Below are 15571 nucleotides of genomic sequence, written 5' to 3' on the forward strand. Positions count from 1 at the left end.
ATTAGGAAGCAAGCTGCCTAATGCGATACAACCCTTGGGGTAGCTGCGTCTAGCACCTTGATTTGATCAACAACGCCATCGTAACCAATACATATACCAGTATGATTATCACCATAATTTGACCACATAGTTGTACTTTCGGGATCTTCAGATAAAGAAAGTATTCCCATACTTTCTGATTTTGTATCCCAAAATTTACGAAACTGGTTAACTTTATCTTTCAAATGAGAATTAGGCTTGTCATTATCGAAAAGTAGCTCAAAACCTTTGTAATTAATTTTTTCATTGTGATTATCTTTGTACCACTTTTGATAATCTGAAAATGTTGATTTGAACAATTCCATTGATACATCCTCATCATTTATTTTAAATTGAGCATCAAATGGATCGTTTAATTGTTTTGGTTTAGGTATCCATAAACCTTTGTTCAACAAACTTAGGATGGTGTACTTTTCAAAATCCCGATACTTGAACAACTCAATTGGTATTTCCAAAATCTCACCTTATAGTGCTAACAGTATATTGGGCTGAATTCCGAATAAGAACAGTCAGCCAAATTAATTTTACACTAGAAAAGTAACCTATAATTTGTTTTTGTTCAAATGCTTATGAAATAATTCACTGTAATTTCACCGACGCTGCTGATGGTGAAAACCAGAATTTACTTATTTGTGACGTTGTTTGATTTAACTATTGGATGTAAATGTCCTTAAACAGTCACTTAGTAGCTGTTAACTCTAAATCGCATTCCTTCTTACACCAAAAGATAGGACTGGCATACCTTATAGACTACGTACAGACCTTTCACATTAACTTTTCTATAGCCAAACTATACGTGTGCTACTTACCACTTCTATCAGTAAAAATGATTTTGGGGCAAAAGTGAGGCAGCGTAGCTCTCGCTGACTCGAAGTTTGACATTTCTGAGTTGGGAATAATACCTAGCTCAGTCGTTTAATATGAGAAAAAGTATCTTGAAACTTCAAAATTGGTTAAGCCCGCATTGTCAACACGTGCATTTTTAAACTGGCAGAGACTTGATGTTTTGGATCTAGACTAAGTGCAAGTTCACAATCCGACACAATATTTTGCACTACACAATTTAGTTCACTGCTATTCCTACAGAACCGGAGTAATTCGTAGTTTGCCGACGCTCTATTATGGTATGGAAGAACTTGTTTATTATCGATATTTACAGCGTTCCCATTACAATTGACTGCGCCATGAAAGCAAGTTTTTTGGGCAACCAAATCCTCAGTCGCATGCCCAAGGTAGCAATACGCTATTGCCATGTTAGTTTGAACACTGTAGTCAGGCTTATAGTCATTAATAAGCAAACTAAAGTGTTCAACAGCTTTTTCTAGTAACTTATAGCTCTCTTTAGAGCCTTGGTTTTCAGCCGCTATCCCTAAGTCTTTGTAACAACACCCTAATAGGTAGTTTGCTTGAAAATAGACTTGCGGATGATCATTAATTTTACTTCCCAGCGAGGTGATTTTTTCGATACACCGTTGATATTGACCTGCCTGATAGAGGGCATATGAAAAGTCTATTATTGCTTCTTCTGAACTAATTGAACCAATTTGAACTGGCAACTTCAATTTATATTTTCTTAAACAATCATCAAACTCACGAAATTCAAGTCCAGTTAATACCTCCACAGGTTGGATTTTTAGTTGCGAGTATATTAGCCCAAGTTTAGCTTCATAAAAATAGAAGCCAAAACCGTTTTCATCGCCAGTCCATGTATAGGAGTATGTGTCGTTTTTTGAGTTTGATACTATAGGTAGCAATGTTGGAGTGTTAAATATTTCAATACGCCCCTTAAATTGTGAGAATACGTGCCTCTGTGTATACCTAAACTCACCATTGTTAGAGATTGATGAAATACAATATCCACCCACAGACTTTACTTTAGAATCAGCAATGACGATATTCATTGCTGATTCTAACTCATCTAAACCTGAAGAGTGTTTAATGTTCCTCGTTAAGAGTTGATACCCGCCAAAGTCTCCAATATAAGCAAAATTTGGCGTCGACACTTGTGCTTCTGATATTTTATAAATTATATTTTCAATGGCATCGCAAACTAAATAATCTGTATTTTTAGCGGAGCTACTTGTTGATAAAACATCCAATATTTGACTAATTGAAAAGGAACTAACTTTGATTTGATCGAATGCATCCTGCGCTTCCACACTACAACCTGCAAAAGCGATAGCAACTTTTTTATTATTAACTAGGAATAATTTCAAACCACCATTCTTCTGATAGTCAGAATAAGCTGGTAGCTTACGACTTGGTTCGTGATTAAGCCTAGTATCGCTAACAAGGCAGATATTTTCAGACATATCTTTTTTGGCAAATATCAAACTCATTCAAATCCAACCTATTTTCGAATATCGTTTAGGGCTTAATGCTTTTTATACGGCGCAAAGCCCCACTTTATAGATATATGATACGGTCTTTCTTTTGATACTTCAAAATGAAAATCAATAAGTTAGTGAGGAAGTCAATAGGTCAGATTTCGCTGTTTGGCATAGCTTTAAATTTTACTGAATTTGGATAAATTTTAGTAGGGAAAACGCACGACCAATAAATCGGACTGAGTGTTTGCTCTAAACGATTTTGGGGCATTTCCAAGCTAGCAATCAAACCTATACGGCCCAAATGAAGGCACCAATTACCCAGTGTAGATTCGGCTGAAGCCGTCGAAAACAGGGATGTTTTCGTTGAGTCTACACGGACGTACTTGAGGCGAGCTTCAGCAGTGTCTGCACATACGCCCGCTGCAGGCGATTGATAGCCATGAAGCTACAAGTTCAAACACTCTACTTGATAACACCAACCCAAAAATAAATGTAATCAATCTTCATTTGAAGGCTAACCAACTTTGGGGCATTTTCAAGTTAGAAACCGAACCATTAGTTCCTAATTTTGAACAGCAATTACCACGTGTAGATACGGCCGTGACCGTCCATGACATGGACGTCATGGCCGAGCCTCCAGGGAAGGACTTGCTGCGTGTCACGGTAGTGTCTGCACATACCCCGCTGGAGGCGATGGATAAAAACATGATAGACAGGCATTGTTAATGGCATCAATAGGATTAATCATGCCTGGCTTGTTGGTTTAGTTATGTTGGTTTATCGAAGAGGCATCTAATGAAGGAACATATTCACATGTTGTTTGTTGCCAATAAGGCCTAGGTTTGCCGAAGGGGTTTAACTTATGTGGTTTGTTTGGTATATTTTATACAATGAGTCCTGTGTGATGTAATTTTTAATAAAAAGGTAATATGATGGAAACAAATAGTACAGATTGGCGATATACAGTTATGCCGGCCGTGTTTACATGGCTAAAAGAGTCAGAATCCGGTGCCGTTGAAATAGACCTTGAAGCAACCCAAAAATACGCTGCAGATATTTTGAAAGTTCAAGGCAAGGGCGGAAGCAGAATGGGTGGGCTTGTCGGCTCTGGCACTCTGGGTGAGAATAGCTACCTAAGCTCTGAACAGCGTCTTTCTTTACTTAAAGCCCTTTCTGATGTTGCTAAACAATATAATGTTCCATTAATCAGCGGCGCTGCGGCCGAAACTAAAGAAGAGCTGGCTAAAATCGTTGCAGAACTCGCGACGGTTGGAGTGGATACTGTAATGGTGATGCCACCCAAAACTAAGGAAGCGCCTTCTGATGAAGAAATGTATGCTTACTATGAGCTTTCTGCAATAGCTGCAAAAGAGGCGGACATAACAATTATGCCTTACAACAACCCAGATGCAGCCGGATATCATGCGCTTTCAACAGATATTCTTAGAAAACTTGCAGCTCTACCTGAAGTAACGGCTCTTAAAATATCAACTACAGATGTTTCAACTATCGAAACGCTGATGTTAGAGAACAAAGATTTAAAAATCTTGGCAGGTGTTGACACTGTAACTGTACATGCAGGACTTGCTGGCGCATGCGGTGGTATTACCGGTGTAGGGTGTATATTCCCAAAAGCGAGTGTCTCTATGCAAGAGTACGTTAATAATGGCGAATGGGCTGAGGCAAACAAAATTTCTCAGGCTATGAATTCTATCTCATACCTTGATGCTCAACCATTGCTTATGGAATACCTTAAGTTTGCTTTTGGTATTCACCATAATGACGCTGATGGCGGTCTTCTTACCCTTGGTAAGAAGCTAACTCAAGAGCAAATTGATGATGTCCGCGCAAGATATCTTCTAGCGAAAGAAAGACTTGAAGTTCTGGGTTTAGCTGACTAATCCTTTCAAATCTTCAAAAAGAGAAAGCTCCGTTTTTACGGGGCTTTTTTTTCCGCCTTCAGAATTAAAAAGCGTGCTTAATTTGGAGGGATTATCAAGATATTCCTTTTTTAAATCTTGTAGCCTACAGGCAAGTCATAATCGGTTATGCCTATTGCACCAATATCATGGTCTATTGCTTTCTTAAATAATGTAACAACGTAATTATCCCTGTCAGTCCCATTTTCGCCACTCAGGACCCTTAGGGTAAATTTGCATTGTTAACTCCATTTAAAATTAAAACTTTTAGACTGAAAACATTTAGGTGCCTAAGAAATTAGGGTCTTACCAGACCATCCAGACCATCCAGACCATCCAGACCATCCAGACCATCCAGACCATCCAGACCATCCAGACCATCCAGACCATCCATGTTTCTCGTTCGTAGCATAAAGCTTTGCTTTACTCGCTGGCTTCAGTAATGTTTGCGCATGCGCCCGCAGCAGGCGATTGATAACCATGAAGCAATAATCCAGAACACACTTCCCCGTAGCGAATACAAAAAATGCAATCAGCCTTCATTCGAAGGTAAGCATATTTTTTAAGCTTAAATTAATAAAAGGCTATTAATTCTTATTTAGATCCGCTAAAAATATTATTACCGTTCATCAGTTTTTGAGTGCAATGCAACAGGCCTGCAGTTATAAACCACATATGAGGGTAGGTGATCAGTCATATCCTGCCTATGAGCTAAAGAACTTACTTTGCTATCTTAAACAGCATTATTCGCCAGCATCTGTCGCTCAGCTATATGCAGATATTGGCATCGGTGAGGCTGAACTTATGCTGAGTGAGTTTGTGTATGTGTGGCAGGTTGATTATGCAATGAGCTATATCCGCCGCTTGAGCCAAGATCCTGAGGTTGCAGCAAAAGCTGCAACGGCATATCGAGTGATAGATCTGGCTGTATTACTGCCTTATTTAGCTGAATTTAACACTTTGGGACAATGCTTACAGTTCGCTGTCTCTCACCCTGAACTTGTAGGCAGCTTTTCTGACACCTTGCTGAGAAATTATGACGGTAAGCTGCATGTTAGATGGTTAAATACCAATAAAGTCGATACAGAGCGTTATAGCAGTCAGTTCCAGCATAGTCTCTGCTCTTTGTTGGCATTTGCTAAGGAGTTGACAGGGAACAATATCCGGCTCTGTCAGGTGAATTTTGCTGAGGCTGAACGTGGGGCTGAGTTTCTCATTAACCAGTCTGGTGCTGACGTTCATTTCAACTGTGAATTTTTTGAGTGGTCGATTGAGCACCGATATCTTAATTTGCCGATAATCTTTAAGTTTGAGCAGCCTGTTAATCGGCTATGCATTGATAATTCGGGATCTTATGTTTCTGATGTTTTGAGTGTTTTACGATTACACGCACCAGAGCTACCGAGCATGGAGGCGATGGCTGAAACACAAAATATGAGTGCTAGAACCTTTAGGCGTAAGTTGGCCAATGCTAATACCAGTTATCAAAAGTTGGTGGATCAAGTTCGCTGCCAAATGGCGATAGACTTGATTTTAACCAGTGATTATTCGATTGAAGCGATCTCGGAACTGATGGGCTTTAGCGATGTGAGCCATTTCAGACAGAGTTTTAAGCACTGGATTGGTCATCCTCCTGGTCACTTTCATCGGTTAAATCGCCCACTTACAGAGAGTGTTACTCGTAACTAGGCGACGGTTCTGCCGCCTATATCGCGAATTAATTTCAGTGCTGACAGTTACCTACCTCAGGTGCCATCTCATCAATCCATTGCTCAATGAGCGCTACTGCATCAGTATGAGCGATACTGCGGCCAATGGGCGGCATCCTGTCCTTGGCTGAATTTAACTCCTGTCGATACACCAAAATCGAATGGTCTCCGTCTCTAGGAATAATATCGTAAGACAGTCCTCTTGCACCGCCATCCCAACCAGGAGGTTGTTTACAAATCCCGTATTCAAAGCTGGTATGGTCAACATAGAAGCCCAGTCTTAATCCTGAAATACTGGCAAACCCTTGCGGGTTATGACAATGGGCGCAATTAATGTCGAGATAGCCTTTTGCTCTGCTTGTGAGTGGTGCTGACTCATCAAAAATATCATAAGCCTTACCGACATTGCCAAGAGCGGGTAAACCCGTTAGCCTGCCAGTTTGTTGCCAAAGGTGGAGCTGGTTTATCTGAGAACCTTGATAACGGACTTCGCGATTAAGCAGGTGCGCTTTTAAGCCGATCGGCTCAATACGACTGCTATCGCTACTGGTTTGGTGGCATAACTTACATTCAGCTCGACTGGGAACGTGATAATCAAAACTTTGGCTCGTGCCTTTATGGTTTAGTGTATGTGAAATGTCTTTTCCGGCGACCTGCAGTGTTGCTTCTCCGTCTTGCCAGATATAGGGCAGCGTCGTCCAGCCAGTGTCTCTGTGGATCAAAAGCCGTGTTTCAATCAATACTTCGTTATTTGCACCGGTAACTTGCGTATCAAATGGCAAAGAGAAGGTTTTCACCAGCACCGTTCCAACTGGCATATCGAAGGTTCCGGTAGGGTCAAAAGCGATGACTTTATCTTCAGGCACAAAAATAAAGCGGTGTTTGCTGGCATAGTTAGAGAAAAGTTGAGTCGATAGTTGGTAGTTTATCCCCGGAGCCACAGGGGAGCTTGTAGGGATACTGGGGTCGATAAATAAGCCATATTGAGCCAAAGAGTCACACTCTTCATTCATCAATGCGTCCCAATTGACCTCAGTTGTATTGGTTTCGCAGGCAGAGCTTGGAGCCGAGTCTGGTGTGGGATCTGGAGTGGGTTCAGGAGTGACGCTAGGAGTATCTGGTTGTATAGCCACTTCAGCCGGCTCATCAGAGCCACCGCAGCTCATTAAAGGCATGAGTAGGGTAAGTAAAATGAGTTTACGCATACATCACCTAGGGTTATTTTGGTGTTAGAAAAAAGGCCGGGAGTTCCCGGCCTTTATATTAATGAGTGCTGCGCTGACTTATGTAAGCTAAATCATTAGCAGCGCTCTCATACCATTACTCTTGCAGTCAGTCAGTTAGTTAGAGCAGCTTGCTTGTGGTAAGCGCTTAATCCACTCGTTGATGAGGGCGACACCTTCAGCGTGGGATAAGCTACGTCCAATCTCAGGCATTCTGTCACCAGGGTTATTGGTTTCCATTCTAAAGTGAAGAATTGACTCCTCAGGTTTACCTGGAACGATATCAAAACCGAGTGAACCACCGCCATAAGCAACAGGTGACTTACAGGTACCGTGGGATAGACCCGCATCATCAGCATAGGCTCTCCAATACTCGAGCTTGAGGCCTGTATTCGATGCATTACCCTCAGGGCGGTGACAATGGGCACAGTTTATATCTAAGTAGCCCTTAGCTGCATCCATGAGATCGCTATCTGATAGCTGAGCAACACTGGCTTCATCACCATCGTTATAAGCGGGCACTGTATCAATGGTCGCAATATCTGGTACACCTTGCAAAATACCTGCTGCTTGCCACTTTAATAGCTGGTTCATGCTGCCGTCACTGTAGGCGTAATCTTTATTCAGATGACGTGCTTTAGGACCAATAGGCACAAATTTAGCGGGGCTGTCAGCATCAGGTTTAAACTGATGACACTGCTTACACTGGTTCATGCTCGGTACAACATAGTCAAACTCCATGTCTGCACCGTTATGCATAACGCTCTTGCCTTGGATTGCACCAGCTTTTGCTAATACGGCATCAGATTTTTGGGCATTCCACACATAAGGTAGTGCAGTCCAACCTGTTGCACGGTTGATTAGTAGACGTGTTTCAACTAAATCTTCGTTAGTAATACCGCGTTTGCTGGTATCTGCAGGTAGCGCGAATGATTTCACTATGACAGTACCCACAGGGAAGTCCATTGATTCTGTTGCCGAGTAGTTGGCTTTCATTCCTTCAGGCACAAATACATAGCGGTACTTACTCGAATAATCGGTAAATAGCTGGGTATTCATATCGTAAGGAATACCGCCAGAGTTTGGCGCGTCGGTTGGGTTGCTCATATCAGAGAACAGATTGTAGTCAGATAGGTTCGGGCAGTTAGCCTTGAGTAGGGCATCCCAAGATGCGTTTGCCCCTTCAGCCTTACAAAGACTTAAGTCACCATCACCCTCTAAGCCACCTTCGTTTTCGCCGATGCTGCCACCGCCGCCAATGAGGTTACCGCCATCACAGCCTTCGGTTTCATCATCGACACCGCAACCAAAGATATGGTCACCAAAGGTAACGGTATGAACAGGCAAGCTGACTTGTTGACACTTCATGATGTCGGCTTGAGTTTTCTCATACAGGAATTCAGGGCGGGCCACATCTGTGTTGTCATTTGCATATAAACGACCAAAAGAGACGTCGCCATTGTCGCTGGCACACACGTTATCACTCCCGTCGGCGGCGAATGGCAGTTCTTGTAGACCTAAATAAGCGGCGGTACCGTTGTTTGACAGTAACTCACCGAGTCCATCGTAAAGAACGCCCGGGAACTGACCGTGAGTAAACAGATAGCCTTTAATAATATCGTCAATCAGATAGCCGTTTGGCTTTTTGCCGTAACCTTCAATAACATTATCGTGAAGGTAGATATTGCGTGGCGTAGGTCGCCAGCCATCTTCGATCGGCTGACCTGGTTGACCGTAGTTAGCAACAAAGGTCGAGATATCGGGCTCTGCGATGAAGAAACTTGAGATGGTTACACCCATGGTATCGTGGTTAGTGATCTCATTGTTGAAGATCTCGACATCATCGGTAGACAGAATAATCATCCCAGTTCCCGGTGGAACGATATGTACACCTGCTGGGTTGGCTGAGGCGTTAGCAAAGTTCTTTGTATTGTTATCATAAACTTTGTTATTAAAAATTCGCACACTTGAGCCGTACCTGTGGTTACCAATGGGTAAGTCAAATACTAAAATACCACCGGTATTACCCATGGCTTCGTTATCATATACGTCGGCATACTTTGAATTTTCAATCTCAATACCAGCCACGTTTTCTTTGGCGATATTGCGACGTACAACGATATATTGTGACTGACCGACATAAATACCAGCGTCTGCACTACCACGGACATAGGTATCTTCAATAAGGATATTTTCACACTCTACCGGGTAGAGACCGTATGCCCCGTTGCCTTCATCTAGCTCACCTTCCCATACTGTCGCGAGGCGGCGTAAGATAATCCCATTAGTATTTTTGAGCTTAATACCATTGTTTTTGGCTTCGTTAACCGATAGATCCTGAATGATAATGTTGACCGCATTCTGAACAAAAATACCATCACCTGAGTTAGCGTTTGAGAAGTCTAGAACGGTCTCTTCCATGCCGTAACCCATAATGGTCACGTTCTTTGCATAGCTGCCGTCACCATCAACATCGCCATCAAATAGCAAGGTTGATTCGATCTCAAAGTTGCCCTTAGGCAGAACGATGACATCGCCACTTTGGGCATTAATCAGCGCTTCCTGAATACGGATAGTTAGGTTTTCACCCTCTTCTATCATGATGGCGCCATCGGGGAAGGCGGGACTCGGTTCTGGTGCAGGTGTTACGACTTCTGTCGTTTCGTCTACTACCTCATTTTCGTCATCTGATGAACAAGCCCCTAAGCTTATTGCAATAGCGCTGGCTATCAAAGTCGGCATGAGCCATGAAGGTTTCTTGTTGAGCATAGCGTCTCCAAAATTATTGTTATTATGCGACTACTAGATTGCACTGACGTACAATATAAGCAATGTGAAATGTGGACAACAATTTCGCAACATGGTGTTATCAATTGGTTTTTGGGCATGGCTTAAACAAGGCCGGTGGTTTTAACTACTGAAAAATATTGTGAAGACGGTCACATTTAAACGCGCGTGTTAAAACAGCATGATTGAATGTATCGATTGATATTTTACCGAACCCTTACTGGTTTATTGGCCTCTTTCACTCAATTCATTTAGTGGCAGCTGAGCAATATGCAGCGTAGATAAAGGCCGGGAGACAGGCAAATACTGACAACATAACCAAAAAATCCCTGACATGGATCATGGCAGGGATTTTATTTAAAGCGTCAATACACTTACAGCGGATCTTAGATATCGATACCAAAACCGACGATAAACTGATAATCGTCTTGCTTAGGGATAAAGCCATTTGAGTCTGGCTGCGGATTATTGATGCGATCCCAAACAAATGACAAATCTAAGTCGAATATGCTCGTTAGCTCAATCGCTAATGTTGCAATTGCATGGTGGGTGTAGCCACCTGATTTTTCGTTGCCGTACTGAATGCGGTACAAGGTATTGAAATCGATATCACTGGTGATTTCGGTGTCATACACAGTTTCAACCACCATGGCGGCACTGCCGTCGTCAATTTTTTCGCCTGCTGCTACTTCATCAAAGCGAGTGTAAGTATATGCAGGACCGCCACTGATACTCCATTCTGTTTTAGAGTTGTCTATGATGTTGTAACCCAAACCCGAACCGACTGTGATTCGATAAGCGATGTTTGAGAAAGGGTCTTTATAGACTTCGGCAAACACAGGTCTTAAGTAGAACTGCTTTGAGATAAACCAGTCAAAGTTAGTGTTGATACGGTGGTTATTAATGCGGTTTTCACCATCAGTTTTAGAGTAGTTACCGATGTAATCTAGGTTAAATCGAGACTCGGTTGTACGGCGCATCGTTTTTGCTAGTGCGCTGTAATCGATTTGATCTGTATTTCCACTTCTAAAGTTGGCACCTAAGCTGATTTTACTCGACCAGTAATTGGCCTCAGATTGATCGCCAGCAATAATCGTCATGATCTGTGAGTTATCAAACTCCTCACCATTGATATAAGACTTACCGTTCTCTACTAATAAGTGACCCGTTTTAGTCGTAAGATCGGTAAAACCTATGCTGACGAGATTGCTACTTTGTAGCACTTTAACGTCTTCCCAGTCGATATAAACGGTATCGAGTTCATCACTTTCAAACTCTAGCTTATCGTCATAAAGGTTTTTAATTTCACCTTTAAGTAGTTCAAGAGACGTGAGCTGTAGCCAATCATATTGACTATCCACTGGTGGGTAGAGCAGCTCTGGTGTCATCGACTGCTCTTGAGCGACGGCTTGTGCTTTTAGTGTGGTATCTTCTGCAGACAAGGCAGAACTGGAGTAAACGGCGGCGAGACAACTCGCCGCTATAAGTGTATAGCGCATTTGGTATTCCATTAAAATCGTCCTGAGTTACAACTGTCCTATGGCTGACTTTATTATGTTGAGATCAGCTTTTATTAAGATACGAATTCGCGAGTCAGGTTAAATATTAAACAATTGGTGCAATGATTTAATGCAGATTATAAGGCCTGCTCAAACCATGGCAACATAAAATCGGCAATTGTTGGCTGCGCTTTTTGGTTAGGATGAATACCATCTCTTTGCATTAATGAGGAGTCGGTGACTATCTGCTCCATGAAAAATGGCATCAAGGTCAGCTCATGTTCTGTTGCGAGCTCTGTAAAAACGGTACGTATTTGTGACGCATACCTTGGCCCATAATTTGGGGGCACCATGATCTCGCTAAGCAAAATAGTGATTTGCTGCGCTTTTGCAAGCTCAATGATTTTTGTAAGATTTGTTTTCAACTGTTTTGGTGGAAAACCACGTAGTCCGTCGTTACCGCCAAGTTCAATTAATAAGACTTCAGGCTGAGCAGACTCAAGCAGAGCGGGCAGTCTACGTAGACCGCCTGCGGACGTTTCGCCGCTAACCGAGCCATTTACAATGGTGTGCTCTGGCATTTTTTCACGTAATAATTGTACCCAGCCTTCATTTTCAGGCATACCATAACTTGCACTTAGGCTATCACCTAGGATTAATATAGGGGCAGCACTCAGTGGAAAGCTGCTGAAAATCAATAATAAGACCAAACCGCCGAGCCGGCTTTTTAAGTCGAAGAAGGATTCTATGTCTGAAAATAGCGCCATAACCGTAAGTCACCTAGTTAAATCAGTTGTTACTCAAGAGGGAGAACTGACTATCCTCAACGGCATTAATATGGATGTCAAGCAGGGAGAGAGTGTAGCGATCCTTGGACCATCGGGTTCGGGTAAATCAACCTTGTTAGGACTACTCGCCGCATTAGACTCAACAACCAGTGGTTCGATACACCTCGATGGTGTGGCTTTAGAAAAACTAAATGAAGAGTCTAAAGCTGCACTACGTAAGCAAAAGGTCAGTTTCATTTTTCAATCTTTTATGTTGGTCGACACCTTAAATGCACTTGAAAATGTGATGTTGCCGGCTGAACTTGCCGGTGTGACGAAGGCTAAGGAGAAAGCCGAATCGATGCTTGAACGAGTGGGACTAAGCCATCGTTTAACTCATTTTCCGAATCAGTTATCTGGTGGTGAACAACAAAGAGTGGCGATTGCCAGGGCGTTTATCTGTGAGCCTAAGGTGTTGTTTGCCGATGAACCAACAGGGAATTTAGATTCGGCTAATAGCGATAAGATTGCTGATATGCTGTTTGAACTGAACCGTGAAAGTGACACGACCTTGGTTCTGGTGACTCATGACATGCAGCTTGCGAGTCGTTGTGAACGTCAGTTAATTATGGACTCAGGCCATTTGAGTGAAAAAGGTGTGCAACAACCGACCAAGCAAGATGTTAGTCATACCGAGGCGGGTACGGATGACGCCGAAGAGGCAAGCGCATGGAGTTAAGTTTAGCTTGGCGATTATTTAAAAGAGAGCTGTCCCAGGGGCAATTGTTGCTGATTATTCTGGCCATTACCTTGGCCGTATTGTCGGTAACAGGGCTTGCGAGCGTGAGTGAGCGCTTGCAGTTAGCCATTAACGGTCAAGCCTCAAAGTTTATTGCCGCTGATCGTATTATTGACTCTCCGGATCAAATTGATCCGACAATATTAACCTTGGCTGACGAGCTAGGTTTAGCTCGCGTAGCAAGTATGCAGTTCAACTCGATGGTGTACGCTGGCGATGCGTTTCAGTTAGTTACCGTCAGAGCGGTCGAGCAGGGATATCCATTAAAAGGGGATATCGAACTGAGCAGTGGCGCAGCTAATGGCTTACCTCTACCAAACACTATCTGGTTTGAAACCCGCTTAGGCGGCTTATTAAGTTATCCAGAGCAGATAGAACTTGGCAATGCGAACTTCACTTTATCCAATGAAATTATTCGCCTGCCTGATGCTGGCTTTAATCCGTTCGCATCATCCCCTGTGGTGTTGATGCGTATTGAGGATGTGGCTAAAACGAAGGTCATTCAACCGGGTAGTCGAGTGACTTATCGTTACCAATTTACGGGTGACTCAGGGCAATTAGCGGCATTTGAACAACAGGTAAAACCGCTGCTAAATACGAGCCAACGTTGGGTTGATGTGCAGTCTGGAGATTCTCCTATTGCCGAGGCGGTAAAGCGTGCTGAGCGTTTTTTACTGCTAGCCAGTTTGTTAGGAATTGCGCTTGCCTGCGCAGCCATAGGTATTGCAGCGCAGCGTTATTGCCAGCGCCATTATGATGTGGTGGCCATGCTAAAGACATTTGGCGCCTCAGCAAAACAAATTCGTGTTCTTTTTGGTACTCATCTATTGCTGGTTACCGCCGTCGGTGTGCTACTTGGTTTACTCGGTGGTTTTGTCTTAGATAGAGGCATTACCGCATTTTTACCGGCAGAAATTGCTGCTTATACGCCACCAATCGGCAGGCCAATTATGTTGGGGATAGGCACGGGCTTTATTAGTGCTTTTATGTTCTCGGCATATCCACTGATGCGTTTATTGGCCATTCCCCCTTTAAGAGTGCTTCAACGTCAGCTTGAAGGGTTACAGCTAGGCATGTGGTTGCATCTTTTGTTAAGTCTTAGCGCCATGGCACTGCTTGGATATTTATATTCGCAAAGTTTAGCGCTGACATTAACCGTTGTTGCTGCGGTATTGTTACTGGGGATCTTACTGAGCGTGCTGGGTTTTTTCATGATCCGCTTGGGCCACAGCGTGGGCATGAAAACGACTAACCCACTGCAATTGGCATTAGCGGGTCTTAGACGCCGTGCTAAACAAAACGCGGTGCAGCTTGTCGGCTTTAGTAGTGCGCTAGTATTACTACTGACGATTTTGGCCCTTAGGCAAGATTTATTGCAAGAGTGGCAAAAGCAGCTTCCTGAGTACTCACCTAACTATTTCTTGGTTAATATCGCACCGGAAGAGACACAAACCATTAGCGACTTCTTGGCGCCACACCTTAAGTCTGCACCGGTTATTTATCCAGTGATCCGTGGTCGGTTAACGGCGATTAATGGACAAGAGTTGATCTCCAGAGCACAAGAGCAAGATGGCGTAGAGGGTAGAGTCGGAATATCCAGAGAGTTGAACTTAACCTATAGAGAGAGTATGCCGCCCAATAATGAAATTTTAGACGGGCAGTTTAACCAAGATAAGTTCGATGTTTCAGTTGAGTCCGGGGTTGCCGAGCGTTTAGGCTTATCAATGGGGGATAGCTTAACTTACACCATAGATAACCAAGATCTTACGGTAAATGTTGCTAGCATTCGCGCCGTTCATTGGGAAACGCTGCAGCCTAATTTCTTTATGATTTTTACTAAAGAAGCGCTAGCCCCATTTGCGTATACCTCGATGTCGAGTTTTCATTTAGAGGATTCTCAGCGTGGGCTAATTCTGGATTTGATTAAGCAATTTCCGACGGTATCAATTATTGATGTGGGGGCCATGGTAAGCCAGCTAAGGCAGATTATCGACCAGGTTTCCTTATCACTCACTCTTGTATTGATATTGGTGTTACTTGCTAGTGCCTTGGTGATGATAGCTCAGACTGAAGCAGGTATGGCAACCAGACAAAGAGAGTTGGCTGTATTACGTACTTTTGGTGCATCAGGCTGGTTATTGCGCGCAGCAACGGGGCTTGAGTTTGCGCTGCTTGGCACCATAGCGGGGGTACTGGCGGTGATCGTTGCCGAGTTCACCTTATATTTATTAAAGACACAGGTGTTTGAACTTAACGTGTATATGCACTGGCCATGGTGGGGAATTGCGCCTTTATGTGGCGGCTTAGTGGTTGCGCTATTGGGTATTTGGCGTTGTAGACAATTGCTCAATAAGTCATGTGGTGAGTTACTTAAAGGGCATTAATGGCGGTCCATTGAAAAAGAGAACAGTTTCGAGATTCTCAATTCGAGCTTCTTAATTCGATAATAAAAACCCAAAAGAAAAGGGGTAGCTTAGCTATCCCTTTTCTTTTTTGCTT

10 protein-coding genes are annotated in these 15571 nt (G+C 43.1%); 4 read left to right on the plus strand and 6 right to left on the minus strand.

The features are described 5' to 3' along the window. Positions 1-17 precede the first annotated feature (17 nt). Both ACVBIO_RS10685 and ACVBIO_RS10690 read right to left on the minus strand, forming a co-directional pair. A complete protein-coding gene (locus ACVBIO_RS10685; RefSeq protein ID WP_447172566.1) occupies positions 18-494 on the minus strand; it encodes a DUF2971 domain-containing protein in 477 nt (158 codons plus the stop codon). 498 nt (positions 495-992) lie between these two features. Beyond that, complete coding sequence (locus ACVBIO_RS10690) at positions 993-2378, minus strand: hypothetical protein (protein ID WP_447172567.1); 1386 nt, start codon at positions 2376-2378, stop codon at positions 993-995. A gap of 923 nt (positions 2379-3301) precedes the next feature. Between ACVBIO_RS10690 and ACVBIO_RS10695 the strand changes: the two genes are divergently transcribed. Beyond that, entirely contained in the window at positions 3302-4270 is a 969-nt protein-coding gene (locus tag ACVBIO_RS10695; RefSeq protein ID WP_447172568.1) for a dihydrodipicolinate synthase family protein, read from the plus strand. 663 nt (positions 4271-4933) lie between these two features. After that, complete coding sequence (locus ACVBIO_RS10700; protein WP_447161730.1) at positions 4934-5977, plus strand: helix-turn-helix domain-containing protein; 1044 nt, start codon at positions 4934-4936, stop codon at positions 5975-5977. A gap of 34 nt (positions 5978-6011) precedes the next feature. Here ACVBIO_RS10700 and ACVBIO_RS10705 read toward each other — a convergent pair whose 3' ends face one another. From ACVBIO_RS10705 to ACVBIO_RS10720, 4 genes are all read right to left on the minus strand, one after another. Then, entirely contained in the window at positions 6012-7202 is a 1191-nt protein-coding gene (locus ACVBIO_RS10705) for an SO2930 family diheme c-type cytochrome (protein WP_447172569.1), read from the minus strand. 135 nt (positions 7203-7337) lie between these two features. After that, positions 7338-9989 carry a parallel beta-helix domain-containing protein gene (locus tag ACVBIO_RS10710; protein ID WP_447172570.1) on the minus strand — a complete coding sequence of 884 codons (2652 nt, stop codon included), beginning with the start codon at positions 9987-9989 and terminating at the stop codon, positions 7338-7340. A 404-nt stretch (positions 9990-10393) separates the two neighbouring features. Beyond that, on the minus strand, positions 10394-11506 hold the full coding sequence (locus ACVBIO_RS10715) for a DUF481 domain-containing protein (RefSeq protein WP_447161727.1): 1113 nt from the start codon (positions 11504-11506) through the stop codon (positions 10394-10396). 137 nt (positions 11507-11643) lie between these two features. After that, complete coding sequence (locus tag ACVBIO_RS10720) at positions 11644-12273, minus strand: arylesterase (RefSeq protein WP_447161726.1); 630 nt, start codon at positions 12271-12273, stop codon at positions 11644-11646. Here ACVBIO_RS10720 and ACVBIO_RS10725 point away from each other — a divergent pair. Next, positions 12254-13012 carry an ABC transporter ATP-binding protein gene (locus tag ACVBIO_RS10725; protein WP_447172571.1) on the plus strand — a complete coding sequence of 253 codons (759 nt, stop codon included), beginning with the start codon at positions 12254-12256 and terminating at the stop codon, positions 13010-13012. The genes ACVBIO_RS10720 and ACVBIO_RS10725 overlap by 20 nt on opposite strands. After that, positions 13003-15456, plus strand: coding sequence for an ABC transporter permease (locus ACVBIO_RS10730; RefSeq protein WP_447172572.1), 2454 nt, complete (start codon positions 13003-13005; stop codon positions 15454-15456). Before ACVBIO_RS10725 ends, ACVBIO_RS10730 begins: the two co-directional genes overlap by 10 nt. Positions 15457-15571 lie beyond the last annotated feature (115 nt).

The sequence above is a fragment of the Shewanella sp. 0m-8 genome, assembly GCF_052977265.1.

What these genes read in the sequence shown, in the direction of transcription:
- ACVBIO_RS10690 (WP_447172567.1), bottom strand. Translation starts at nt 2,378, where the DNA reads ATGAGTTTGATATTTGCCAAAAAAGATATGTCTGAAAATATCTGCCTT.
- ACVBIO_RS10695 (WP_447172568.1), top strand. Translation starts at nt 3,302, where the DNA reads ATGGAAACAAATAGTACAGATTGGCGATATACAGTTATGCCGGCCGTG.
- ACVBIO_RS10700 (WP_447161730.1), top strand. Translation starts at nt 4,934, where the DNA reads ATGCAACAGGCCTGCAGTTATAAACCACATATGAGGGTAGGTGATCAG.
- ACVBIO_RS10705 (WP_447172569.1), bottom strand. Translation starts at nt 7,202, where the DNA reads ATGCGTAAACTCATTTTACTTACCCTACTCATGCCTTTAATGAGCTGC.
- ACVBIO_RS10710 (WP_447172570.1), bottom strand. Translation starts at nt 9,989, where the DNA reads ATGCTCAACAAGAAACCTTCATGGCTCATGCCGACTTTGATAGCCAGC.
- ACVBIO_RS10715 (WP_447161727.1), bottom strand. Translation starts at nt 11,506, where the DNA reads ATGCGCTATACACTTATAGCGGCGAGTTGTCTCGCCGCCGTTTACTCC.
- ACVBIO_RS10725 (WP_447172571.1), top strand. Translation starts at nt 12,254, where the DNA reads ATGTCTGAAAATAGCGCCATAACCGTAAGTCACCTAGTTAAATCAGTT.
- ACVBIO_RS10720 (WP_447161726.1), bottom strand. Translation starts at nt 12,273, where the DNA reads ATGGCGCTATTTTCAGACATAGAATCCTTCTTCGACTTAAAAAGCCGG.
- ACVBIO_RS10730 (WP_447172572.1), top strand. Translation starts at nt 13,003, where the DNA reads ATGGAGTTAAGTTTAGCTTGGCGATTATTTAAAAGAGAGCTGTCCCAG.